Source organism: Comamonas sp. MYb396, from assembly GCF_037479555.1.
GTDB lineage: Bacteria > Pseudomonadota > Gammaproteobacteria > Burkholderiales > Burkholderiaceae_C > Comamonas.
Genome location: NZ_JBBGYU010000006.1, coordinates 218,765 through 240,147 on the forward strand (window position 1 = coordinate 218,765; position 21,383 = coordinate 240,147).

General features: G+C 65.5%; 19 protein-coding genes. 7 read left to right on the forward strand and 12 right to left on the reverse strand.

The annotated features are described in order from the left end of the window. Position 1: 1 nt before the first annotated feature. Genes WH265_RS15545 through WH265_RS15565 form a run of 5 tightly spaced genes read right to left on the reverse strand, consistent with a single transcriptional unit; the run spans position 2 to position 5,238 of the window. Entirely contained in the window at positions 2-1,291 is a 1,290-nt protein-coding gene (locus WH265_RS15545; RefSeq protein WP_339558864.1) for an MFS transporter, read from the reverse strand. A 12-nt stretch (positions 1,292-1,303) separates the two neighbouring features. Further along, on the reverse strand, positions 1,304-1,882 hold the full coding sequence (locus tag WH265_RS15550; protein WP_339558865.1) for a chalcone isomerase family protein: 579 nt from the start codon (positions 1,880-1,882) through the stop codon (positions 1,304-1,306). Then, on the reverse strand, positions 1,875-3,146 hold the full coding sequence (locus WH265_RS15555; RefSeq protein WP_339534909.1) for a class I SAM-dependent methyltransferase: 1,272 nt from the start codon (positions 3,144-3,146) through the stop codon (positions 1,875-1,877). Before WH265_RS15555 ends, WH265_RS15550 begins: the two co-directional genes overlap by 8 nt. Then, complete coding sequence (locus WH265_RS15560; RefSeq protein WP_339558866.1) at positions 3,143-3,895, reverse strand: DUF1365 domain-containing protein; 753 nt, start codon at positions 3,893-3,895, stop codon at positions 3,143-3,145. The genes WH265_RS15555 and WH265_RS15560 overlap by 4 nt, the downstream gene beginning before the upstream one ends. Further along, positions 3,892-5,238: an NAD(P)/FAD-dependent oxidoreductase gene (locus WH265_RS15565; protein ID WP_339558867.1), complete on the reverse strand. Its 1,347-nt coding sequence runs from the start codon at positions 5,236-5,238 to the stop codon at positions 3,892-3,894. The genes WH265_RS15560 and WH265_RS15565 overlap by 4 nt, the downstream gene beginning before the upstream one ends. A 145-nt stretch (positions 5,239-5,383) precedes the next feature. On the opposite strand from WH265_RS15565, the gene WH265_RS15570 reads away from it, so the two are divergent. After that, complete coding sequence (locus tag WH265_RS15570; protein WP_339558868.1) at positions 5,384-6,049, forward strand: TetR/AcrR family transcriptional regulator; 666 nt, start codon at positions 5,384-5,386, stop codon at positions 6,047-6,049. Here WH265_RS15570 and WH265_RS15575 read toward each other — a convergent pair. The 3 genes from WH265_RS15575 to WH265_RS15585 are packed head-to-tail and all read right to left on the reverse strand — an operon-like array spanning position 6,039 to position 8,652. Further along, positions 6,039-6,503, reverse strand: coding sequence for a nuclear transport factor 2 family protein (locus WH265_RS15575; RefSeq protein WP_339558869.1), 465 nt, complete (start codon positions 6,501-6,503; stop codon positions 6,039-6,041). The genes WH265_RS15570 and WH265_RS15575 overlap by 11 nt on opposite strands. 20 nt (positions 6,504-6,523) lie before the next feature. Continuing rightward, on the reverse strand, positions 6,524-6,799 hold the full coding sequence (locus WH265_RS15580) for a DUF2164 domain-containing protein (protein ID WP_021027113.1): 276 nt from the start codon (positions 6,797-6,799) through the stop codon (positions 6,524-6,526). Positions 6,800-6,807: 8 nt separating this feature from the next. Further along, positions 6,808-8,652: an ABC transporter ATP-binding protein gene (locus WH265_RS15585; RefSeq protein WP_021027112.1), complete on the reverse strand. Its 1,845-nt coding sequence runs from the start codon at positions 8,650-8,652 to the stop codon at positions 6,808-6,810. A gap of 418 nt (positions 8,653-9,070) precedes the next feature. On the opposite strand from WH265_RS15585, the gene WH265_RS15590 reads away from it, so the two are divergent. From WH265_RS15590 to WH265_RS15600, 3 genes are all read left to right on the forward strand, one after another. Then, positions 9,071-10,171, forward strand: a complete 1,101-nt coding sequence (locus WH265_RS15590; protein WP_052329993.1) for a type II asparaginase — start codon at positions 9,071-9,073, stop codon at positions 10,169-10,171. 156 nt (positions 10,172-10,327) lie between these two features. After that, on the forward strand, positions 10,328-11,188 hold the full coding sequence (locus WH265_RS15595; protein WP_339558870.1) for a D-hexose-6-phosphate mutarotase: 861 nt from the start codon (positions 10,328-10,330) through the stop codon (positions 11,186-11,188). A gap of 134 nt (positions 11,189-11,322) precedes the next feature. After that, the gene (locus WH265_RS15600) at positions 11,323-12,819 is read left to right on the forward strand and encodes an amino acid permease (RefSeq protein ID WP_339558871.1); all 1,497 of its coding nucleotides are present in this window, start codon (positions 11,323-11,325) and stop codon (positions 12,817-12,819) included. 82 nt (positions 12,820-12,901) lie between these two features. On the opposite strand, the gene WH265_RS15605 is transcribed toward WH265_RS15600, so the two are convergent. Genes WH265_RS15605 through WH265_RS15615 form a run of 3 tightly spaced genes read right to left on the reverse strand, consistent with a single transcriptional unit; the run spans position 12,902 to position 16,793 of the window. Continuing rightward, a complete protein-coding gene (locus WH265_RS15605; protein WP_339558872.1) occupies positions 12,902-14,242 on the reverse strand; it encodes a UDP-glucose dehydrogenase family protein in 1,341 nt (446 codons plus the stop codon). Next, complete coding sequence (locus WH265_RS15610) at positions 14,239-15,249, reverse strand: NAD-dependent epimerase (RefSeq protein ID WP_339558873.1); 1,011 nt, start codon at positions 15,247-15,249, stop codon at positions 14,239-14,241. The genes WH265_RS15605 and WH265_RS15610 overlap by 4 nt, the downstream gene beginning before the upstream one ends. After that, positions 15,246-16,793: an ArnT family glycosyltransferase gene (locus tag WH265_RS15615; RefSeq protein WP_339558874.1), complete on the reverse strand. Its 1,548-nt coding sequence runs from the start codon at positions 16,791-16,793 to the stop codon at positions 15,246-15,248. The genes WH265_RS15610 and WH265_RS15615 overlap by 4 nt, the downstream gene beginning before the upstream one ends. A 220-nt stretch (positions 16,794-17,013) precedes the next feature. Here WH265_RS15615 and WH265_RS15620 point away from each other — a divergent pair, with 220 nt between their 5' ends. Beyond that, a complete protein-coding gene (locus WH265_RS15620; protein WP_339516589.1) occupies positions 17,014-18,051 on the forward strand; it encodes a glycosyltransferase family 2 protein in 1,038 nt (345 codons plus the stop codon). 12 nt (positions 18,052-18,063) lie between these two features. Then, positions 18,064-19,017, forward strand: a complete 954-nt coding sequence (locus WH265_RS15625; RefSeq protein ID WP_339558875.1) for a lysylphosphatidylglycerol synthase transmembrane domain-containing protein — start codon at positions 18,064-18,066, stop codon at positions 19,015-19,017. 98 nt (positions 19,018-19,115) lie between these two features. Here the strand turns inward: WH265_RS15625 and WH265_RS15630 are convergent, their stop codons facing one another. Beyond that, positions 19,116-20,558 carry an NAD-dependent succinate-semialdehyde dehydrogenase gene (locus WH265_RS15630; protein WP_445228539.1) on the reverse strand — a complete coding sequence of 481 codons (1,443 nt, stop codon included), beginning with the start codon at positions 20,556-20,558 and terminating at the stop codon, positions 19,116-19,118. Between the two features lie 294 nt (positions 20,559-20,852). Between WH265_RS15630 and WH265_RS15635 the strand changes: the two genes are divergently transcribed. Then, positions 20,853-21,284: a TonB family protein gene (locus WH265_RS15635; protein WP_312989325.1), complete on the forward strand. Its 432-nt coding sequence runs from the start codon at positions 20,853-20,855 to the stop codon at positions 21,282-21,284. Positions 21,285-21,383: the final 99 nt, after the last annotated feature.

The window sequence follows — 21,383 nt, forward strand, 5'->3', positions numbered from 1 at the left end:
GTTACCTCCAGGAGGGTTGCAGGCGCTCGGCGCGCCAGAGAGCGGCCAGGGCCAACAGCTTGAGCAGGCAGGGCAGGCCGCCATAGGCCCAGGCCAGCGCCTTCAGACCGGCAGGGGCGGTGCTGCCGCTGTGGTAGCCGGCAACGGCGAGCAGCGGCAGGCAGAGCCCGGCGGCGAGGGCCAGGTTGAGTTTGGTGGCACAGGCCCACCAGCCCAGGTAGCGCCCGTCGCCCGATCCGCCATGGCCCGATTCGTGGATCACCCCCGTGAGCAGCGCGCCAGGCACTGCCAGGTCGGCGCCCAGCGCCAGGCCGCTGGCGATGCAGATGGCCACAAAAGCCCAGGCATCCCCCGGGCCCAGCAAGGAGGCCGAGAAAAAGGCAATGACGCTGGCGAGCATGCCGGCGCGCCAGCTGGGCGCCAGGCCCCAGCGGGCAACGGCTCTGACCCACAGCGGCAGGCCAAGGGCTGCAGCGGCAAAGTAGCACAGCAAAAACAGCGGCAGCAGCGCGGGCGCCTGGAGCCGGTCCACGACAAAGAAGGGCAGGAGCGTGGCGGGTATGGCCGCCGCAATGCCGTTGAGCATGAAGACCGACAGCAACCGGCGAAAAGCGGCATCACGCCAGGGTGAGGCCTGGGGCCGGCCACTGCGCTGCGCGGCCCCTGCGCTGGCATGTGCTGCGTCCACGCGCGGATCGCGCAGCCGGTACAAGCCCAGCAAACCCAGGCCCAGCGCGGCCAGCAGCACCGCACTGGTTGCATCCATGCCCAACAGGCTGGGCAAGACGCTGGCGGTGAGCACGCCGACCAAGGTGGCGCCCTCGCGCCAGGCCGTTACCTGCGTGCGCCAGGCCGCCTGGCCGCCCCAGCGGGTGCCCCAGGTCTGGTGCAGGATGGCGACCGCGCTATAGGCCAAGGTGCTCAGCAGCAGGCAGCCGGCGAGCCAGCCCAGCATCTGGAACGGGTTGCTGCTGGGCGGGTGCCAGAGCGCATAAAACCCCAGGGCCATGGCCAGGCTGCCCAGCGCCGCAGCCAGCCAGGCGGCACGCCGCCCGCGCCGCAGCAAGCGATCCGCCAGGCGGCCCAGTGCCGGGTCCAGCAGCGCATCAAAGGTCCGGGTGGCGAGCAGCACAGCCCCCAAACCGGCCAGCGGTGCGCCGGCCACCGCCGCATAGTAATGCGGCAGGGTCACATACAAGGGCAGCGATACAAAGGCCAGCGGTGCAGCGAGCGCGCCATAGGCCAGCCCCGTGCGCCAGGAAAGCGCTTGCTGAACCGGGATGGCGTTCATGGCGGACAGCCCTCAGCCCTGGCCCAGCAGCGCAGCGCGCAGCGCCGGTGCGCTGGTTTGCTCCGACAGCCAGATGCCAAAGAACAGGCGCGCGTACAGCGCGTCGTCAATGGTGGCAGTCTCACGCCCGTTGTGCAGAAAAACGACCTTGCCTGTTCCGTCGTTCAAACCCAGCAGGCGATCCTGCGCCACCACATCGGGAAAGGCCTGCTTCATCATGCGCAGCCACTGGCGGCCCTGGTCTTCGGAGAAGGGCGCCACCCGGCGCATCTCGGCGATGGAGCGCTCCGCAATGGCCTCGCCCTCGAGCTTGCGGTCATAGATCAGCTCCAGCGCAAAGGGCTGGCGCGCATAGTCCTGTGGGTTGAAGCCGGCAGCGGCCCACAGGCGCGCCTCATACACCCGCAGCCCAAAAAACCGCAGCACACCGGTACCTACCAGGCGGGCGCCTGGCAAGGCCGTGCCCAGTTCAGCAGGAGGGGCAGGGGAGGCAGGCGTGGCTGCGAGGAGGTCGTGGGTCATGGCAGTCATGGAGAGAGCAAGAAGGCGGGCGCCCCAGCCCAGGGCTTGGCGTCGGCAGAGTTCAGGCATGGTCGGGCCTGCGCAATGTGAACTGGACCACATCGGTGTTGCCCATGTCGAACGAGGCCTCGCAGTAGGCGAGGTAGAAGCGCCAGATGCGCACAAAACGTTCATCAAAGCCCTGCGCGCGGATGGTATCGAGCTGCTGCTCAAAGGCCTGGCGCCAGCGCCGCAGCGTCTCGGCATAGTCGCTGCCAAAGTGCAGCTTCTTCTCTACGGTCAAGCCGGCCCGGCGCGCTTCGCGCTCAAAGGCCTGGACGCTGGGCAGCAGGCCGCCGGGGAAGATGTACTGCTGGATGAAATCGGTCGAGCGCAGGTAGCGCGCAAACAGGTCATCGCGCAAGGTGATGGATTGCACGCAGGCATAGCCACCGGGCTTGAGGCACTGGCGCAGCGACTGGAAATAGCTGCGCCAGTACTCCTGGCCGACCGCTTCAAACATCTCGATGGACACGATGGCATCAAAGGGCTGCGACTGGTGCTGGGCGGCCAGATCGCGGTAGTCCTGGTAGCGCAGATCGACCTGGGCTTGCAGGCCCGCTTGCGCAATGCGCTCCAGACCCCATTGGCGCTGTTCGCGCGACAAGGTCACCCCGGTCACCTGGGCACCAAACTCGGTGGCCGCCGTCTGGGCCAGTGCACCCCAGCCGCAACCAATCTCCAGCAGGCGCTGGCCGGGTTGCAGCCCGGTTTCTTGCAAGGCCCGGCGCATCTTGGCCTGCTGGGCCTGCAGCAGATCGGCCTGGGCCAGCGCAGCGCCGCTGCGCCCCTCGAACCAGGCGGCGCTGTAGTTCATGCTTGGGTCGAGAAAGAGGCGGTAAAAGTCATTGCCCAGGTCGTAGTGCGCATGGATATTGCGGGCGCTTCCCGAGCGGGTGTTGCGGTTGAGCAGGTGGCGCAGGCGAAAACCCAGCCGGCCCCACCAGTGGCCGTACACCAGCTGCTCCATGTGGTCGCGATTGGCGATGCAAAGACGCAGCAGCGCGCTCAGGTCGGGGCTGTCCCACTGGCCGTTGATATAGCCTTCGGCCAGGCCGATATCGCCCGAGCGCTGCACGCGCTCCAGCGCCTCCCAATCCTGGATGGCACAGCGCGCATCGGCCTGCGCTGCGGGCTGTTGGCTGAAGTGCCGCAGTTGCCCATCGGGCAGCTGCAGGTCCAGCTGGCCGCGGGGCAGGTGCTCCAGCAGCTGCAGTACCTGGCGCGCGCTGCGGGGGATGGAGCGTCCGGCTTGGGCGGACGGGCTCGGCAGGGAGGCGGTAGTGGAGTTCATCGTGTGACGAAGCGCTTGGGCTCGGAGGGTTTGCGGTGGAAAGGCAGGCGTTTGAGCCAGAGGCGCAGTGCCTGCCAGTGGATGCGCAGCACGACGCCCCAGGTCATCAAGGGCATGGCCCAGAATGCGCGCCGCACGGTGGCACGGGTCAAGGGCTGCAGCCTGCCTGCGACGCCGGTGCGCAGCAGCGCGCCGGCCTCGTCATGCAAGTCGACCTGCACCAGGTTGCGGCTGTCGCTGCGCACAAAGCGGAAGCGGTATGCGCCCTGCACCGTGCAAAACGGCGACACATGGAAGCATTTGGCCGCGAGCTGCTCCGTGCCCCAGGCCAGATCGGGCCCGGCCAGCAAGTAGGCATGGCGCTCGCCAAAGGTGTTGTTGACCTCGGCCAGCACCGCCGCCAGCGAGTCATCTGCCCGGTGCGCATACCAGAAGCTGACCGGCTTGAAGGCATAGCCCAGCACACGCGGGAAGGTGTGCAGCCAGACCTCGCCGGCCGCGTCGTCGATGCCCTCTTGCTGCAGCAGCTGGTCAAACCAGGCCAGGCAGTCGGCGCTGCCATCGCCATGGTCGCGGTCATAAAAGCTGATCAGGCCGCGCCGGTTGCGGCGCAGTACCGCATCGGGCTGGTCGCGCAAGCTGCGCAGGGGCAGCAGCAAGAAATACCCGGGGTAGCGGAAGGCATGCACCACCGGGCGCAGGCGCTGGTGCCAGATGTGGCCAAAGCCGATCAGCGAACGGTTGCTCATGCGGCCTCCTCCAGCGCCGGCGCCTGCGCGGGTGGCGCTGCGCCGGCCAGCGACTGGCACAGGCTTTGGGCCGCCGCCAGGCCGGACCGCAGCCCGTCTTCGTGGAAGCCATAGCCGCACCAGGCGCCGCAAAACCAGGTGCGCAGCTGGCCCTGCAGCTGGGGCAGCTGGCGCTGGGCGTCGATGGCTGCCTGGTCAAACACCGGGTGGCTGTACTGGATGCGGGCATGTACCTTGTCCGCAGAAATAGGGCGCGCTGGGTTGAGCGACACCACTACCGGCTGCTGCCAGGGCAGGGGCTGGAGCCGGTTGATCAGGTAGTGCAGGCAGACGCCCGCTTGCTCGGCGCTGGATGCGGCGGCGCGCTCGTAGTTCCAGGCCGCCCAGGCCGCCTGGCGCTGGGGCAGCACGGCGCTGTCGGTGTGCAGGACCGCCTCGTTGGGCTGGTAACGGATGCTGCCCAGCACCGCGCGTTCGGCGGCCGTGGCGCCATTGCCCAACAGCTGCAAGGCCTGGTCGCTGTGGCAGGCCAGAACCACGGCATCAAACCATTCGGCGCCCTGTGCCATCTGCACCATGACGCCCTGCGGGTGGCGCTGCAGGCCGAGCACCGGCGTGTTCAGGCGCGCCTCGTGGCGACCATCCTGTGTCAAACGGGCCAGCAGGCGGCGCACATACTGGCGTGAGCCGCCGCGCACGCTGTACCACTGGGGCCGGTCGCGCACCTGGATCAGGCCGTGGTTGTGGCAGAAGCGAATCATCGTGGCGATGGGAAAGTGCAGCATCTGGTCCGTGGGGCAGGACCAGATGCAGCCCAGCATCGGCAGCAGGTAGTCGCTGCGGAACGCGGCGGAGAATTGGTGCTGGTCCAGGAATGCAGCGATCGAGGCTGTCATCTCGGCCTCGGCCTGGCGCTCTGCGATCTCGGTGGTCAGGCGGTTGAAGCGGGCAATGTCTCGCAGCATGCCCCAAAAGCGCGGGCGCAGCAGGTTGCGTTTTTGGGCAAACACGCTGGCGAGGGAGCGGCCGCTCCATTCCAGCGCAGATGCCCCGTTGGCACCGGGCACCTGGACGGAGAACGACATCTCGGAGGCCACCGTATCGACGGCCAGGTCTTGGAAGAGCTGGGTCAGCAAGGGGTAGGTGCGGTGGTTGAACACCAGAAAGCCGGTATCGACGCCGTGCGTGATGCCATCCAGGCTCAGGTCCACCGTGTTGGCATGGCCGCCGAAATGGCTGCCCCCTTCCAGCAGGCAGACCCGGTGCGATGTCTGCGAACGGGCCAGGTGGGCGGCAGCAGCCAGCCCAGAAATCCCCGATCCAATGACAGCGATGCGTTGCATGAAAGGACCCCTTGTAGATGCCACAGCCAAACGTTTGAACCTTCTAGATCAATTGTTGAACTGATGAGTTCACACTATAAACCACAAATGTCAAAAATGCACCATTTAGTCTTCTTCATGACCTGCGACGTCATAAAATGGCGGCATGAATGCTCGGTCTGCCATCAAGGAACAAATACAGCGTGTGCGTGAAGAGGCCATCGTGACGGCGGTGAACCGCCTGCTCGCGACCAAGGGCTACGACGCGATGACCGTCGACGAGGTGGCGGCGGAGGCGGGCATGGCCAAGGCCAGTCTCTACAAGCTGTTCACGTCGAAGGAAGAATTGGCGGGTGCTGCGATGGTCGGGGTGCTGGACCGCGCCTTGGCCTTTGTCGATGGCTTGCGCAGCGCGGCCGATGCGGCGGCCGAAGCAGGCCAGCCGATCGCGGCGCTGGAGCAGTTGAAGGCGGTGGTGCGCTGGGCCATGCGCACCCAGCTGGAAGGGCAGATGCCGTCGCTGCCCGCGCAAAACTCCAACCTCAGCGCCTCGCTGCAGTCCAACGATGCCTATATGGACCGGCTGATTGCGCTGAGCAACCGGCTGAGCATCTGGATCACCGAGGCCCAGACCCGCGGCCAGCTGCCAGCGGGCTTGCCGGCCGAGCTGGTGCTCTACACCTTGTTTGCACGGGCCTGCGACCCGGTGCTGGGCCTGCTCAAGGAATCGGGCCAGTACAGCGATGACCAGATCATCGACTGGGTTACGGGCACCACCTTCTACGGTCTGGCCGGGCCGGCGGTGGCGCCTGGTGCGGCCCCTAGCGCTTGACCGAGGCGTTGCGCCGCAGCCAGCGCATCAACAGGCCAATTGCCGGTAATTTCTCGTACAGCTCTTCTGCCGCGTCCCAGTAGTCGCGGTGCTGGGCCACGCGCCCGTGGGAATCGATGCGCAGCAACGAGGCGCCGTAGATGCACTGGGGCGCTTGCGCGTTCCAGCTGCGAAAGCGAAAGCGAAACTCCCACTCCAGGGCTGCCCGATCGCCCTGCACCAGCTGCTGGGTGACGATGAAGCGCGGCTCCTGCAGGGTCTCAAACATATGCGCAAAAATGGCGCGGATATCCGCGACGCCGCGCACCTCGTTGAACGGGTCCTTGAAAAAGGCATCTGCAGCGTAGTAGTCGCCCAGCTGCGCGAGGTTCTCGGGCGCGAGCGATTCATAGAAGCCCACCAGCCGCTGCACCACGGCGGCGCTGACATCGGAATCGGAAGGCATCGCAGACATCGTGGCGCTCCTAAAGGGGACTAGCCCCGTGATTCTCGCTTGCCGCTGGCCTTGTTCCAGTAGCCAAACTCGTCCTCATGCACCTCATAGTCGAGCTCCTGCAGGCGCTCGTGCAGGCGGGCCTGGGCGTCGGCCACGCCCTGGTTGTAGAGGCTGGGGCCGATTTCCTTCAGGAAGAAGCCGAGCAGCGCGGCGGCGGTCATATTGCCGATGCGTTCGCCCTGGGTCTGCTCGAAGTAGCGTTCGATGGATTGGACGGCACGGTCGTGCACGTCCTTTTTGAGTTCAATAGCCATATGCAGATTTACAGAGGTCCATCGACCGGCTCGGCCAGGAAGCCGCCGCTCTGGTGGGCCCAGAGCTTGGCGTAGATGCCGCCTTGGGCGAGCAGCTGCTGGTGGCTGCCTTGCTCGATGATCTGGCCCTTGTCCATGACGATCAGGCGGTCCATCGCGGCGATGGTGGACAGGCGGTGCGCAATGGCGATGACGGTCTTGCCATGCATGAGGCTGTCCAGGCTCTCCTGGATGGCAGCCTCGACCTCGCTGTCGAGCGCGCTGGTGGCTTCGTCCAGCAGCAGGATGGGCGCGTCTTTGAGCATCACGCGGGCAATGGCCACGCGCTGGCGCTGGCCGCCCGAGAGCTTGACGCCGCGCTCGCCCACCTGGGCGTCGTAGCCGGTGCGGCCAAAGCGGTCGCTCAGCGTGGCGATAAAGTCGGATGCCTCGGCACGCTCGGTGGCGCGGCGCATGTCTTCTTCGCTGGCGTCGGGGCGGCCATACAGAATGTTGTCGCGCATCGAGCGGTGCAGCAAGGAGGTGTCTTGCGTCACCATGCCGATATTGCTGCGTAGGCTGTCTTGCGTGACCTTGGCAATGTCCTGGCCATCGATGCGGATCTGGCCACCGGCCAGGTCGTGGAAGCGCAGCAGCAGGTTGACCAGGGTCGACTTGCCGGCGCCCGAGCGGCCAATGAGGCCAATGCGCTCGCCGGGGTGGATGGTCAGGTTGAGCTGGTCGATGACCGGGCGGCCGGCATCCTTGTAGGCAAAGCTGACGTTGTCGAACTCGATGCGGCCTTGCTGCACCACCAGCGGCTTGGCACCGCTGGCATCGACGATGCTGCGCGGCTTGGTCAAGGTGTTGATGCCGTCCTGGATGGTGCCCACGTTCTCAAACAGGCCCGTCATCTGCCACATCACCCAGTGCGAATAGCCCATCAGGCGCAGGGCCATGGCGATCACGGCCGCCACCACACCGGCGCTGGCCTGGCCGTTCAACCACAGGTAGAGCGCGGTGCCCGAGGCGCCCAGCAGCAGCAGCGTGATCATCAGGTGGTTGGTGATCTCGAACAGGCTGACCAGGCGCATCTGTGCATGGCCGGTCTGCTTGAAGGCTTCCATCGCGCTGCGGGCGTAGTCGGCCTCGCGCTTGGTGTGGGCGAACAGCTTGACGGTGGCGATATTGGTATAGGCGTCGGTCACGCGGCCGGTCATCATCGAGCGCGCATCGGCCTGGGCCTTGCCGATCTTGCCCAGGCGCGGCACAAAGTAGAAGCAGGCGCCGATATAGGCGAGCAGCCACAGCAGGAAGGGCAGCATCAGCCGCCACTCAAAGCTGGCCGCCAGGATCAGGATGCCGATCATGTAGACGCTCACACCCACCAGCACATCGACGATCATGAACACCACTTCGCGCACGGACAGCGCCGTCTGCATGATCTTGGTCGTAATGCGGCCGGCAAACTCGTCGGCGTAGAAGGACATGCTCTGGCCCAGCATCAGGCGGTGGAACACCCAGCGCAGCCGCATCGGGAAGTTGATGGCCAGCACCTGGTGCATCACCTGGGTGTGCAGTGCCAGCAGCAGCACGCTGCCCAGCAAGATGCCGGCAATGCCCAGTGCCGTGCGGCCTTGCTCGGCCCAGAAGTTGTTGGGCGACATGGTCGCCAGCCAATCGACCACATGACCCATCACTGCAAACAGCATGGCCTCGTACATGGCCAGCAGCGCCGAGGTGGCCGTGAGCAGGCCGATCCAGCCCCGCATGCCCTGCGTACAGGCCCACATGAAAGCAAAAAACCCCTTGGGCGGAACCTGGGGCTCGGCGCTGGGATAGGGCGGCACCCGCCGCTCGAAAAACGAAAACATGCACTGATCTCCTGCAATGAGGCTGGGCCTTGGGTCTTGGAAAAGTTGCTTGGCCTGCCCCGGTGCTGCATGGTAAGCAGCTTAGAAACTGTTGATATTGACAGTGGTAACAACCCCGATCCGGCAAGTCTAGCGGCGGCTGCGACCCCCTTGGCGGGTGGCCAACATAGCCCTAGACGGGTGGGTGTCTTTGTGTCGGCGAATCGTCACCTGGGCGTCAATCTTGCAGCCTATGGGCTTGCAAAAAACCATAGGTGTGTTCACCAATGCGCAGCCTGCACACAGTTTCTAAGATAGCGGCTTTTGACACGAGGTGCTACTGATGCCACACAAATCGACAACAATGCTGCAGGTGTCCCAAGCGTCCCGCTGGCGGCTTCCCGCACTGAGTGCTGTGACCCTGGCGGTCACGCTGAGCCTGGGCGCTTGCGCCAGCGGCCCCCAAAACACCCAAGCCGCTGCGGCGGCCCCTGCCGTTGCCGCCGCACCTGCTGCAGCGCCAGCGGCTGCGCCTCAGGTGGCCCAGCAAGGCCAGCGCAATGTGGTCGTGCTGGCCACCGGCGGCACGATTGCCGGCGCCGGTGCATCGGCGATGAACAGCGCCACCTACAGCGCCGCCAAGGTGCCGGTGGACAAGCTGCTCGCCGGCCTGCCTGAGCTGTCCAAGGTCGCCCAGGTGCGCGGTGAGCAGGTCTTCCAGATTGCCTCCGAGAGCTTTACCAACGACAACCTGCTGGTGCTGGCCAAGCGCGTCTCCGCGCTGGTCAAGCAGCCCGATGTGGATGGCGTGGTCATCACCCACGGCACCGACACGCTGGCCGAGACAGCCTATTTCCTGAGCCTGACGGTGCACACCAACAAGCCCATCGTGGTCGTGGGCTCGATGCGCCCAGGCACCGCGCTGTCGGCCGATGGCGCGCTGAACCTGGTCAACGCCGTGAGCGTGGCAGCGTCCAAGGACGCCGAGGGCAAGGGCGTGGTCGTGACGATGAACGACGAGATCCAGACCGCGCGTGATGTGAACAAGGATGTGAACATCAAGACCAGCGCGTTCCAAAGCCAGTGGGGCCCGCTGGGCATGGTGGTGGAAGGCAAGAATTACTGGTTCCGTGCGCCGATCAAGCGCCACACGATGCAGTCCGAGTTCAACATCGACACCATCTCCAGCCTGCCTGCTGTCGAAGTGGTCTACAGCTACGGCAATGTGCCGCGCACCGCGATTGATGCCTTTGTCGGCACCGGCGCCAAGGCGATCGTGCATGCCGGTACCGGCAATGGCTCGGTGGCCGACCGCATCGTCCCCGCACTGCAGGAAGCGCGCAGCAAGGGCGTGCAGGTGATCCGCTCGGCGCGCGTGCCTTATGGCTTTGTGCTGCGCAATGCAGAGCAGCCCGATGACAAGTATGACTGGGTGGTTGCGCATGACCTGCGCCCTGAGAAAGCCCGCTTGCTGGCAGCGCTGGCGCTGACCAAGACCAACGACCCCAAGGAAATCCAGCGCATTTTCTGGGAATATTGATCGCCAGCATGCCCGGCTGAGGCGGGGCACTGGCTTCAATAGGTATCTACCAAGGACAGCTGCGGCTGTCCTTTTTGCTGTCCGCTGTATGGCTCGCCAGCGGCAGTGGGGCCCGCTGCCAATGTCACAATCGCTGCATTTAGAGGAGCAAAAAAGATGGCGCATGCGTGGACCCGAATCAGCTACGAAGGCTTTGCCGCCTGGTGTGCCCAGTGGGCCGATGGTTCGTCGGCCGTGGTGGCCGAGCAGGGCGCGCAGCTGCTGTCCTGGAAGACGGCCGGTGGCCGCGAGCACCTCTACCTGAGCCCGGCCAGCCAGCGCGATGGCCAGGCGGCGATTCGCGGCGGCGTGCCGGTCTGCTTTCCGCAGTTCAACACGCGCGGGCCGCTGCCCAAGCATGGCTTTGCACGCAACCTGCCCTGGCAGATGCGGGAGGCCGATGAAGCCGGCATCGTCATGCAGCTGACGGACAGCGAGGCCACGCGGGCCTTCTGGCCCCATGCCTTTGATGCGCGCTTGCGCATTGGCGTGCAGGCGGGGAGCCTGTCGATTCGCCTCGATGTGCAGAACACCGACCAGGTCGCCTGGTCCATGACCTGCGCGCTGCACAGCTACCTGCAGGTGGACGATGTGGCGCAAACGCGGTTGTCCGGCCTGCAGGGCCTGGCCTGCTGGGATGCGCTGGCGGACACCCGCTTTGTGCAGCCGCCGGGCGATGTGGGCTTTGCCGCGACCACCGAGCAGGGCTTTGACCGGGTGTTCTCCGCGCCGGGCGCAGCGTTGCAGCTGCAGCAGCCCGATGTGCCCGCCGGCCGCAGGCTGGAAATTCGCCACAGCAGCACGGCCAGCGAAATCGTCGTCTGGAACCCGGGCGTGTTGCTGAGCCACAGCCTGGCCGATATGCCCGATGACGGCTGGCGCCAGATGCTGTGTGTGGAGGCGGCCAGCATCGACACGCCGGTGCTGCTGGCGCCGGGCCAGCCTTGGTCGATCAGCCAGACCCTGACCCTGGCCTGAGACTTGGCCAGCTAGCTGGAAACACAAGCGCTGTGGCGGAATTGTGGGCGGCCACTACCGCAGACCAGGGGAAAACCCGATAATGGCGGCCTTGTCATTGTCGGCATGGCGCTTGTGGCCATGCTTTTTTGTTTATGCCGGGTTCTGGGTCTTCCTCTTCTTCCGCGCCAGTCAATGAACTGCGCCGTGATCTCAAGGCGCGCCATTTGTCGATGATCGCCATTGGTGGCTCCATCGGCACGGGGCTGTTTGTGGCCTCGGGCGCCACCATTGCGCAGGCGGGGCCCGGCGGCGCGCTGCTGGCCTATGGCGTCATCGGCCTGATGGTCTACTTTTTGATGACCAGCCTGGGCGAGTTGGCGGCCTTCATGCCGGTGTCGGGCTCGTTTGCCACCTATGGTGCGCGCTATGTGGACGAGGGCTTTGGCTTCGCGCTGGGCTGGAACTACTGGTACAACTGGGCGATCACGATTGCGGTCGATCTGGTGGCCTCGCAGCTGGTGATGGCCTACTGGTTCCCCGATGTGCCGGGCTACTGGTGGAGCGCGCTGTTCCTGCTGCTGATGGTGGCCCTCAATGCCATCTCGGTGCGCGGTTTTGGTGAGGCCGAGTACTGGTTTGCCGCGATCAAGGTGACGACGGTACTGGTCTTCATCGCGCTGGGCGTGGCGATGATTTTTGGCATTCTGCGCGGCGGCCCGACGGACGGCGTCTGGGGCGCCATCGCCAACTGGCAGGTGGCCGATGCGCCCTTTGCCGGCGGCTTTGCGGCCTTGATCGGTGTGGCGATGATCGTGGGCTTTTCCTTCCAGGGCACCGAGCTCATCGGCATTGCGGCAGCCGAGTCCGAGAACCCCGCCAAGAACATCCCGCGCGCGGTGCGCCAGGTGTTCTGGCGCATCCTGCTGTTCTATGTGCTGGCGATTGCGGTGATCGGCTCGCTGGTGAGCTACACCGACCCGCATCTGCTGCGCAATGACATCGGCGATATCAGCGTCAGCCCCTTCACGCTGGTGTTCCAGAAGGCGGGCCTGCTGTCGGCGGCCGTCATCATGAATGCCGTGGTGCTGACTTCGGTGCTGTCGGCCGGCAACTCGGGTATGTATGCCTCCACCCGCATGCTCTACACGCTGGCCTGCCAGGGCATGGCGCCGCGCATTTTTGGCCGCCTCTCACGCCATGGCGTGCCGGTGATGGCCTTGCTGGCGACCACGGTGATGGCCGGGCTGTGCTTTTTCAGCTTTTTGTTCAGCCCGCAGACCGTCTACCTGTGGCTGCTCAACCTCTCGGGCATGACCGGCTTTATCGCCTGGCTGGGCATTGCCATCAGCCACTACCGCTTCCGCAAGGGCTTTCTGGCGCAGGGCCATGATGTGTCGCAGCTGCCCTATGTCTCGCCCTGGTTCCCGTTTGGTCCCATCTTTGCGTTTGTGCTCTGCCTGGTCATCACCCTGGGCCAGAACTACGAGGCCTTCCTGAAGGACCATATCGACTGGGGCGGCGTGGTGGCCACCTATATCGGTCTGCCGGTGTTTCTGCTGATCTGGTGGGGCTACCGCTGGGCCAAAGGCAGCCGCACCGTGGCCTATGCCGATATGCGTTTTGATGGCCAGGTGGAGAGCGCGAAGTAAATCGGCTGTCTACTCTGGTGGCCCGTAGATAGCAAAAAGCGAGTCCGAGGACTCGCTTTTTTGTGATTGATCGCCAGCGGCCTTATTCGCTGCGTGGCACCGGTTGGCGGCCAATCGACACATAGCCCAGGCCATAACCGGCCACCAGGGCCGGGTCATAGAGGTTGCGGCCGTCAAAGACCATGCGGTCGCGCAGGCTCTGGGCCAGCTGGCCAAAATCGGGCGCGCGGAAGATCTGCCACTCGGTGACGATGGCCAGGCAGTCGGCGCCCTGCAGGGTGGCCTCGGGGTCGGCAACCAGCACCAGGTCGCTGCGCTCACCATAGATGCGCTGGGCTTCCTGCATGGCGACGGGGTCATAGGCCTGCACGCGGGCGCCTGCAGCCCACAGCGCTTCGAGCAGGTTGCGGCTGGGCGCCTCGCGCATGTCGTCGGTATTGGGCTTGAAGGCCAGGCCCCACAGCGCAATCGTCTTGCCCTGCAACTGGCCGCCGTAGAAGGCGCTGATGCGCTCGAACAGCACGTTGCGCTGGGCTTCGTTGCGGGCTTCGACAGCGTTGAGCAGCAGGGGATCAAAGCCGATCTCCTCGGCCGTGCGCACCAGGGCCTTCACATCCTTGGGGAAGCAGCTGCCGCCGTAGCCCACCCCCGGGTAGATAAAGTGGTAGCCAATGCGCGGATCGCTGCCAATGCCGCGGCGCACCGCTTCCACATTGGCGCCCAGGCGCTCGGCCAGGTTGGCGATCTCGTTCATGAAGCTGATCTTGGTGGCCAGCATCGCATTGGCGGCGTACTTGGTCAGCTCGGCACTCCGCACATCCATCACCACGATCTTGTCGTGGTTGCGGTTGAAGGGCGCATACAGCTCGCGCAGCCGCGCCTCAGACGCCGGGTTGCTGGTGCCGATGATGATGCGGTCGGGCCGCTGGCAGTCGGCCACGGCCGCGCCTTCCTTGAGGAATTCCGGGTTGGAGACCACGTCGTAACCGTGGCTGGCGCCGCGAGCTGCCAGGCCCTCGGCAATGACCGCGCGTACCTTGTCGGCCGTGCCCACCGGCACGGTGGATTTGTTGATGACGATGCGCGGGCCATCCATGTGCCGGGCAATGGTGCGGGCCACGGCCAGCACATACTGCAGGTCGGCGCTGCCGTCTTCGTCAGGGGGCGTGCCCACTGCTAAAAAGATGACCTCGCTGTGCGCCACGCCCAGCGCTGCATCGGTGGTAAAGCGCAAGCGGCCGTTGGCATGGTTGCTGGTGACCAGCTTGTCCAGGCCCGGCTCATGGATGGGGATCTGGCCGGCCTGCAGCGCGGCGACCTTGGCGGCATCGACATCGACACAGAGCACCTGGTGGCCGACATCGGCCAGCACAGCGCCTTGAACAAGACCGACATAGCCGGTTCCAAAAACAGTGACTTTCATACGCGGTAGAACGAGCGGTACCAGTCGACAAAGCGCTGGATTCCGTCTGTGACAGTGAAAGAAGGGGCGAACTGCACCCAGGCCTGCAAGGCCCGGGTGTCGGCCGAGGTGCTGTGCATGTCGCCCGGCTGGATGGGCAGCATGCGCTTGTTCGCCTGCATGCCCAGGGCAGACTCCAGTGCGGCGATGTAGTCCATCAGCACGGTGGGCTGGCTGTTGCCGATATTGAAGATGCGGTAGGGCGCGGTGCTGGTGCCCGGGTTGGGCTGCAGCGCGTCATAGTGGCTGTCTGGCGTGGCCGGTTTGTCCAGCACACGCAGAATGCCTTCGACGATGTCGTCGATAAAGGTGAAATCGCGCACCAGCTGGCCATTGCCGTAAACATCGATGGTCTCGCCCGCCAGGATGGCCTTGGTGAACTTGAACAAGGCCATGTCCGGCCGGCCCCAGGGCCCGTAGACCGTGAAAAAGCGCAGTCCGGTGGTGGGCATCTGGTAGAGGTGCGAGTAGGTGTGGGCCATCAGCTCATTGGCCTTCTTGGTGGCCGCGTAGTAGCTGATCGGGTGGTCCACCGCATCGCTCTCGGCGTAGGGCATCTTGGCATTGCCGCCGTAGACGCTGGAGCTGCTGGCGTAGACCAGGTGCGCCACCTGGTGCTTGCGGCAGCCCTGCAGCACATGGCCAAAGCCCAGCAGGTTCGAGTCTGTGTAGTCGTCGGGCTGGTCGATGGAGTAGCGCACCCCTGCCTGGGCGGCCAGGTGCAGCACGCGCTGGGGCTTAACCTCATCAAACAGCGCGGCCATGCCGGCGCGGTCGGCCAGATCGAGCTGGATAAAGCGGAAATTGGGATGGCCTTGCAGCTGCGCGAGCCGCGCCTCTTTGAGTGCAACATCGTAGTAGCTGTTGAGGTTGTCGATGCCGACAACGGGCAGGCCGCGCTCCAGCAGGCGCAGCGCGCAGTGCATGCCGATAAAACCGGCAGCGCCGGTGACGAGAACAGGTTTCATGGTGTGATGGGTGCGGGCAGCCACACAAATTGGTAGTGCATGGGTGGCGTGCTGGCACGCATATGGGAAAACGGAAGGGTCAGATCTTGCACGGACGCGCCGGGCGCCGCCGCCAGCACCGGCTCCCACCAGGCGGGTGTGGCCTTGTCCATGCGGGCAATGTACAGCAGGCCGCGACCGGTTTGCGCGGCCTTGGCGCGGGCTTGAGCCAGGCAGTCGGCCATGCGGCCAAACTCGGCCGTGCAGGCCGTCGCATAGGCCCCGGGGTTGCGCGAGCGCAGCATGGCAGCGACCATATTGTCCGAGCCAACGATGACGCCTTGGCCGTCATAGCCTGCGGCCGCGAGCGCGGCGCTCAGCTGCGCGACGGGGTGGTTGAGCTCGTCGGGATCCTTGCGCAGGTTGGACTGCCAGGGGCGCACCGTTGCCAGGGTCAGAAAGACCAGCGCAAACACCACCACCGTGGTGGTGTAGCCCCGGCCCACGCCCTCGGCCAGCAGGCGCGGGCGCCAGACATACAGGGCCAGAGGTGCCACGGCCGTCAGCGGCAGCACCCAGCGCTGCTTGAAGCTGCTGACATCGCCCACCAGCACCATGCCCACGAGGATCGCAAACACCAGCGCCAGGTAGCGCCACAGCAGCGGCCAGGCCCAGATGCGCCATTCAGGAAGGGCTGCATCTGCGGCGGGGGATGGTGCCGCATCGGCTTTCCACAAGCGGCTGCGGTAGCTGGCCAGGCTGACCAGCAGCCACAGACCCAGGGTCGAGAACACGGCCGTCGCCAGCGCGCCCAGGCCCTTGAGGTGGGAGACCTGGGTGGAGATGTCCATCTTGTGGATGGTTTCGGTCGTGGCCTCACGCCAGTGCTGCAGCAGCCAAAAGCCGTGCGGTGCAAAGATCAGCAGGCCAATCAGGGGTGCCAGCCACCAGCCCCGGCCCAGCAGCGCGCGGCGCACCTGGGGCACGCTGAAGGCGGCCACGGCAAACACGCCGATCAGCATCGCAAAACTGTATTTGGCCAGCATGCCCACGCCGCAGAAGATGCCCAGGCCGACAAAATTGACCAAAGCTGGCGCGCGCACCTGGCGCAGAGCCATCCACCAGGCGCCAAAGGCCATTGCGGTGACCAGGATGGTGTGGGTCTGGTCGCGCACGCTGTCCCAGCCAAAGGGCAGCATCAGCAGCAGGCCACCGGCGACCCAGAAGGCGCCCTTGGCCGGCAGCAGCGCGCGGCCGGTTTGCCAGGCCAGCACATAGGTCAGCACGATCAGGCTGTGTTTGACCAGCGACAGCGACAGCACCGTGGGCCCCAGCAACTGGCCCACCAGCCATTGCAGCCAGCTGTAGGCGGGCGGCTGGGCGCCGTAGCCCAGCAGGAACTGCTGGGACCAGAGGATTTGTTCGGATTCGTCCCATTTCATGCCGTCCGAGATGGCCACACGCGAGATGACATGTGCACAGGCCAGCACCAGCACCCAGGCCAGGGGGTGGCGGTAGAGCTGGGACTGCCAATCTTTGGCGGAGGAGGGGGACGCAGACGTCATGGCAGAAACACGAAATGCAGGTGCATACAGGGCCCGCAGCCCTGGGGCGCGGCACCAGCCTGTCGCATCAGCAGCAGAGGAAAGAGCGGATCAGGTAGTATAGGCGACCACTGTTTTACCAATGCCACAAGAGTCGCCAACCCCGGTTGGGCTGCGCCGCATGCCGGTTCCGGTCTCGGTCCAGCCGCCTGTTTGAGCGGCTTTTTGCAATGTGCCCTCTATGTCTCCTGCTGTTTCCATCGTCGTCCCCATCTACAACGAGTTCGACAATCTGATCGCCCTGGTCGACCGGATTGACGCGGCCATGCGCTCGCAGCCGCTGAGCTATGAGCTGATTGCCGTCGACGATGGCTCCAAGGACGACAGCGCCAAGCGCCTGCTGGAGCTGGCTGCTACGCGCCCCTGGCTGCGCCCGGTGATCCTGGCGCGCAACTACGGCCAATCGAGCGCGCTGCAGGCCGGTTTTGACCGGGTGCAAGGCCGCTATGTGGTGACCCTGGACGCCGACCTGCAAAACGAGCCCGACGACATCCCCCTGCTGCTCAACCGCCTGGAGACCGACCCGAGCGTGGACATGGTCTCGGGCTGGCGCAAGGACCGCCAGGATGCGGCCATCTCGCGCAAGCTGCCCTCCAAGATCGCCAATCGTTTGATCTCCAACGCCACCGGCGTGCAGCTGCACGACTATGGCTGCGCGCTCAAGGCCTACCGCCGCCACATCATCGACCGCGTGCACCTCTACGGCGAGCTGCACCGCTTTATCCCCTCGCTGGCGCGCGATGCTGGTGCCCGCATCACCGAAGTGCCGGTGCGCCACCATGCCCGCACGGCGGGGGTCTCCAAGTACGGCATTGACCGCACCTTCCGCGTGATTCTGGATTTGATCCTGATGGTCTTCCTGATGCGCTACCGCCAGCGCCCGCTGCACGCCTTTGGCGGCCTGGGCCTGTGGCTGGCCACCCCCGGCTTTCTGATCCTGGCCTATTTGTTCATCGTCAAGCTGATGGGGGAGAGCATTGGCGGCCGTCCCTTGCTGATCATTGGCGTGATGCTGGTGCTGATGGGCATGACCTTTGTCGCCGCGGGCCTCATTGGCGAGCTGCTGACCCGCATCTACTACGAGTCGGGCGGTGGCCGCCAGTACTATGCGGACGACTATGTGATCGACGAGACGGGCGAGACCCCCCGCATGGTGCGCCTGGATGCCCATGCCGCACGCGCGCAAGCTGTGCAGCCCGCTGCCGCCTCCCACATTTAAGCGCCCCTTGGTGTGAACCGTACACAAAAAGCCTGCATCAAGGCCTTGTGTGGCGCCGCTTTGCTGGGCGCCGTGGCCTACTTTGCCGATCCTGCGGCCCTCTGGGCCCGGCTGCGCGCGGCCGATGGGCGCTGGCTGCTGGCGGGGCTGGCGGCCGCCATCGCGTCGAACGTGGTGTCTGCCTGGCGCTGGCGTGCGCTCGCCCAGTGGCTGGGCGCGCCGATGCGCTGGCCCGATGCGCTGCGCTGGTATTTCCAGGCCATTGGCCTCAATGCCTTGCTGCCCGGCGCTGTGGTGGGCGGCGATGTCTACCGCGCCGTGGTGCTGCAGCGCAGTGGCCAGGGCAAGGCCGCTGCTTCGCTGTCGGTGCTGCTGGACCGCTTCAGCGGCCTGTGGATGCTCTGCGCCATTGGCGCCATCGGCGCGGCGCTGTCCGCCAGCGCCTTGGCGCCCGTGCTGCGTATTTCTCCAGCAGCGCTGCAGGTTTTGATGCTGCTGGGCACCGCCCTCTGGATCGCTTTGCCCTGGCTGCTGCTGTGGTGGCTGGGCCGGCGCCAGGCGGCCAGCCTGCCGGGCTGGTTGCAGCCCCTGCTGCAGGCCGCTGGGCGGCCGGACTTTAACCGCCAGATGCTCGTGCAGGCGGGTTCATCAGCGCTGGTGCAGCTGCTGTCCGCCGCAGCCCTGGCGCTGGGCGGGCTGGCGCTGGGCATCCATCTGGACTTGGCCGCCTGGGCCTTTGCGATGGCGCCCATTTTTCTGATGGCGGCCTTGCCGGTCAGCGTGGGCGGCTGGGGCACGCGGGAAGCGGCCAGTGCGGCGGCGCTGGCGCCCTTTGGCGTGCCGGCAGCCTTGGCCGTCGGCGTGGGGCTGATCTATGGCGTGTATGCGCTGGTGCAGGGCGCGCTGGGAGCCATTGCCTTTGGTCTGCCCAGCCAGCGCGAGCGCGAGGCGGATGCAGCATCCTGAATCGGCTGCGCGGCCTGGTGGTTGCACCCAAGAAAAAAGCAAGTCCGCAGACTTGCTTTTTTGTGCCCAAGGCCTGCGCACAGGCCCTTGGGCAGTTTTTACACGGCGGTGATCGACACGGCCTTGGAGTTCAGGTAGGCCTCCATGGCTTCGGGGCCGCCTTCGCTGCCGTAGCCCGAATCCTTCACGCCGCCGAAGGGGAACTCGGCCGTTGGCGTCGCGGCTTGGTTGATCCAGACCATGCCCGCTTCGATCTGGTTGGACAGCAGCTGCACGTTCTTGTACGAACGGGTGTAGGCATAGGCAGCCAGGCCAAAAGGCAGGCGGTTGGCTTCGGTGATCGCGTCTTCGAGCTTTTCAAAGGTGCGGATCGCGGCGATCGGGCCAAAGGGCTCGTCATTGAACACCGAGGCGTTCATCGGCACATCGGCCAGGATGGTGGGTGCGAAGAAGTTGCCTTCGCTGCCCACACGTGCGCCACCGGTGGCAACCTTGGCGCCCTTGGCAGCGGCGTCTTCGACGACCTGGGCCATGGCAGTCAGGCGGCGGGCATTGGCCAGGGGCCCCAGGGTGGTGCCGTCCGTCAGGCCATCACCCAGCTTCAGGCTCTCGGCGTGCTTGACGAAGGCGCTGACAAAGGCGTCCTTCACATCGCGGTGCACCAGGAAACGGGTGGGCGAGATGCAGACCTGGCCGGCATTGCGGAACTTGGCAGCTGCCGTGGCCTTGACGGCCAGCTCCACATCGGCGTCGTCGGCGACGATGACCGGGGCGTGGCCGCCCAGCTCCATCGTCACGCGCTTCATGTGGGCGCCAGCCAGCGCGGCCAGCTGCTTGCCCACGACGGTCGAGCCGGTGAAGGTCACCTTGCGGATGATCGGGTGGGGGATCAGGTACTCGGAGATCTCGGAAGGCGAGCCAAACAGCAGACCCAGCACGCCCTTGGGCAGGCCGGCGTCCACAAAGCACTGCAGCAGCGCGGCAGGCGATGCGGGGGTTTCTTCAGGCGCCTTCACCAGGAAGGAGCAACCGGTGCCCAGTGCAGCGCCGAGCTTGCGCACCACTTGGTTGACCGGGAAGTTCCAAGGCGTGAACGCGGCGATGGGGCCGACCGGCTCTTTGATCACCAGCTGCTGCACATTGGGCACGCGGGCGGGCACGATGCGGCCGTAGACGCGCAGGCCTTCATCGGCAAACCATTCAATGATGCCGGCACCGGCCAGCACTTCGCCCTTGGCTTCGGCAAAGGGCTTGCCTTGTTCCTGGGTCAGCAGGCGGCCGATCTGCTCGGCACGCTCACGCAGCAGGCCAGCGGCTCGGCGCATGATGTTGGCGCGCTCGATCGCGGGGGTGGCACGCCAGACCAGGAAACCCGCCTGCGCGGCTTCCAATGCACGGTCCATGTCTTTCTTGGTGGCGTGGGCCACCTTGCCGATGGGCTTGCCCGTGGCAGGGTTCACCACGTCGATGGTCTTGCCGTCGGAGGCATCGCACCATTCGTTGTTGATCAGCAGTCGGGTATCCGGATATGCAGCGGTCATTGCCATTTTTCCTTGCGTGTCTTGGAGGTATCCAGTGGTCGGGCCGTCGCGGGCAGCCAATGGATGGCTGCGGGCGAACAACTGCAAATCCTAACCGTTCGTGCCGGTGTGCGTAGTCGCGCAAGGCAATTTCGACATGCTGGGGCGGGCATGTACCGGATTTCTCCACAATAGAGCCGCAGGCCCGTGGTAAAACATGGGGTTTGCCGCGCGGGCAGCGTTGTTGCGCCGCGCCCTGTGCACGCCAGGTTGGCCTGGGCCGCACCACCATGAGACTTTTGGAAGCTTCAGACCATGCCATTGATCCGTACCAGTTCTGCCGTTGTCACCGTTCTTGCCGCATTGCTGGCAGGGTGCGCCACCAATGCGCCGGCTCCCACGCCTGATGCTGGCGCTGCTGCGACCACGGCCACTGCCGCCAATGCCGCCCCTGCAGCGGCTGGCTGCGCCGGCAATGCCTGCGACACGGCGCCCCAGCTGCTGACCGGTGCATCGCCCCGCTTCCCCTACCCCGCTGGTGCCCAGCCCCAGCCGGCCAGCGTGCGCGTGCAGTTCGTCGTCAACACCGATGGCGCCGTCAGCGATGTGAAGACCTTGACCACTACCTCCCGCGACATGGCCACCGAGGTGGAGCGCGCGGTGCGCCAGTGGAAATACCGCCCCGCGATGAAGAACAACCAGCCGATGAAGGTCATCCTGCAGCAGCAGTTCGACTTCAAGCCCTGAGACAGACCGCGCCTTCGCGCGTTCTACATGGCAAAACGCCCGCTGCACTTCAGGTGCCGCGGGCGTTTTTTGCGTTGTAGAGGGCGATCAGTTCGCCGC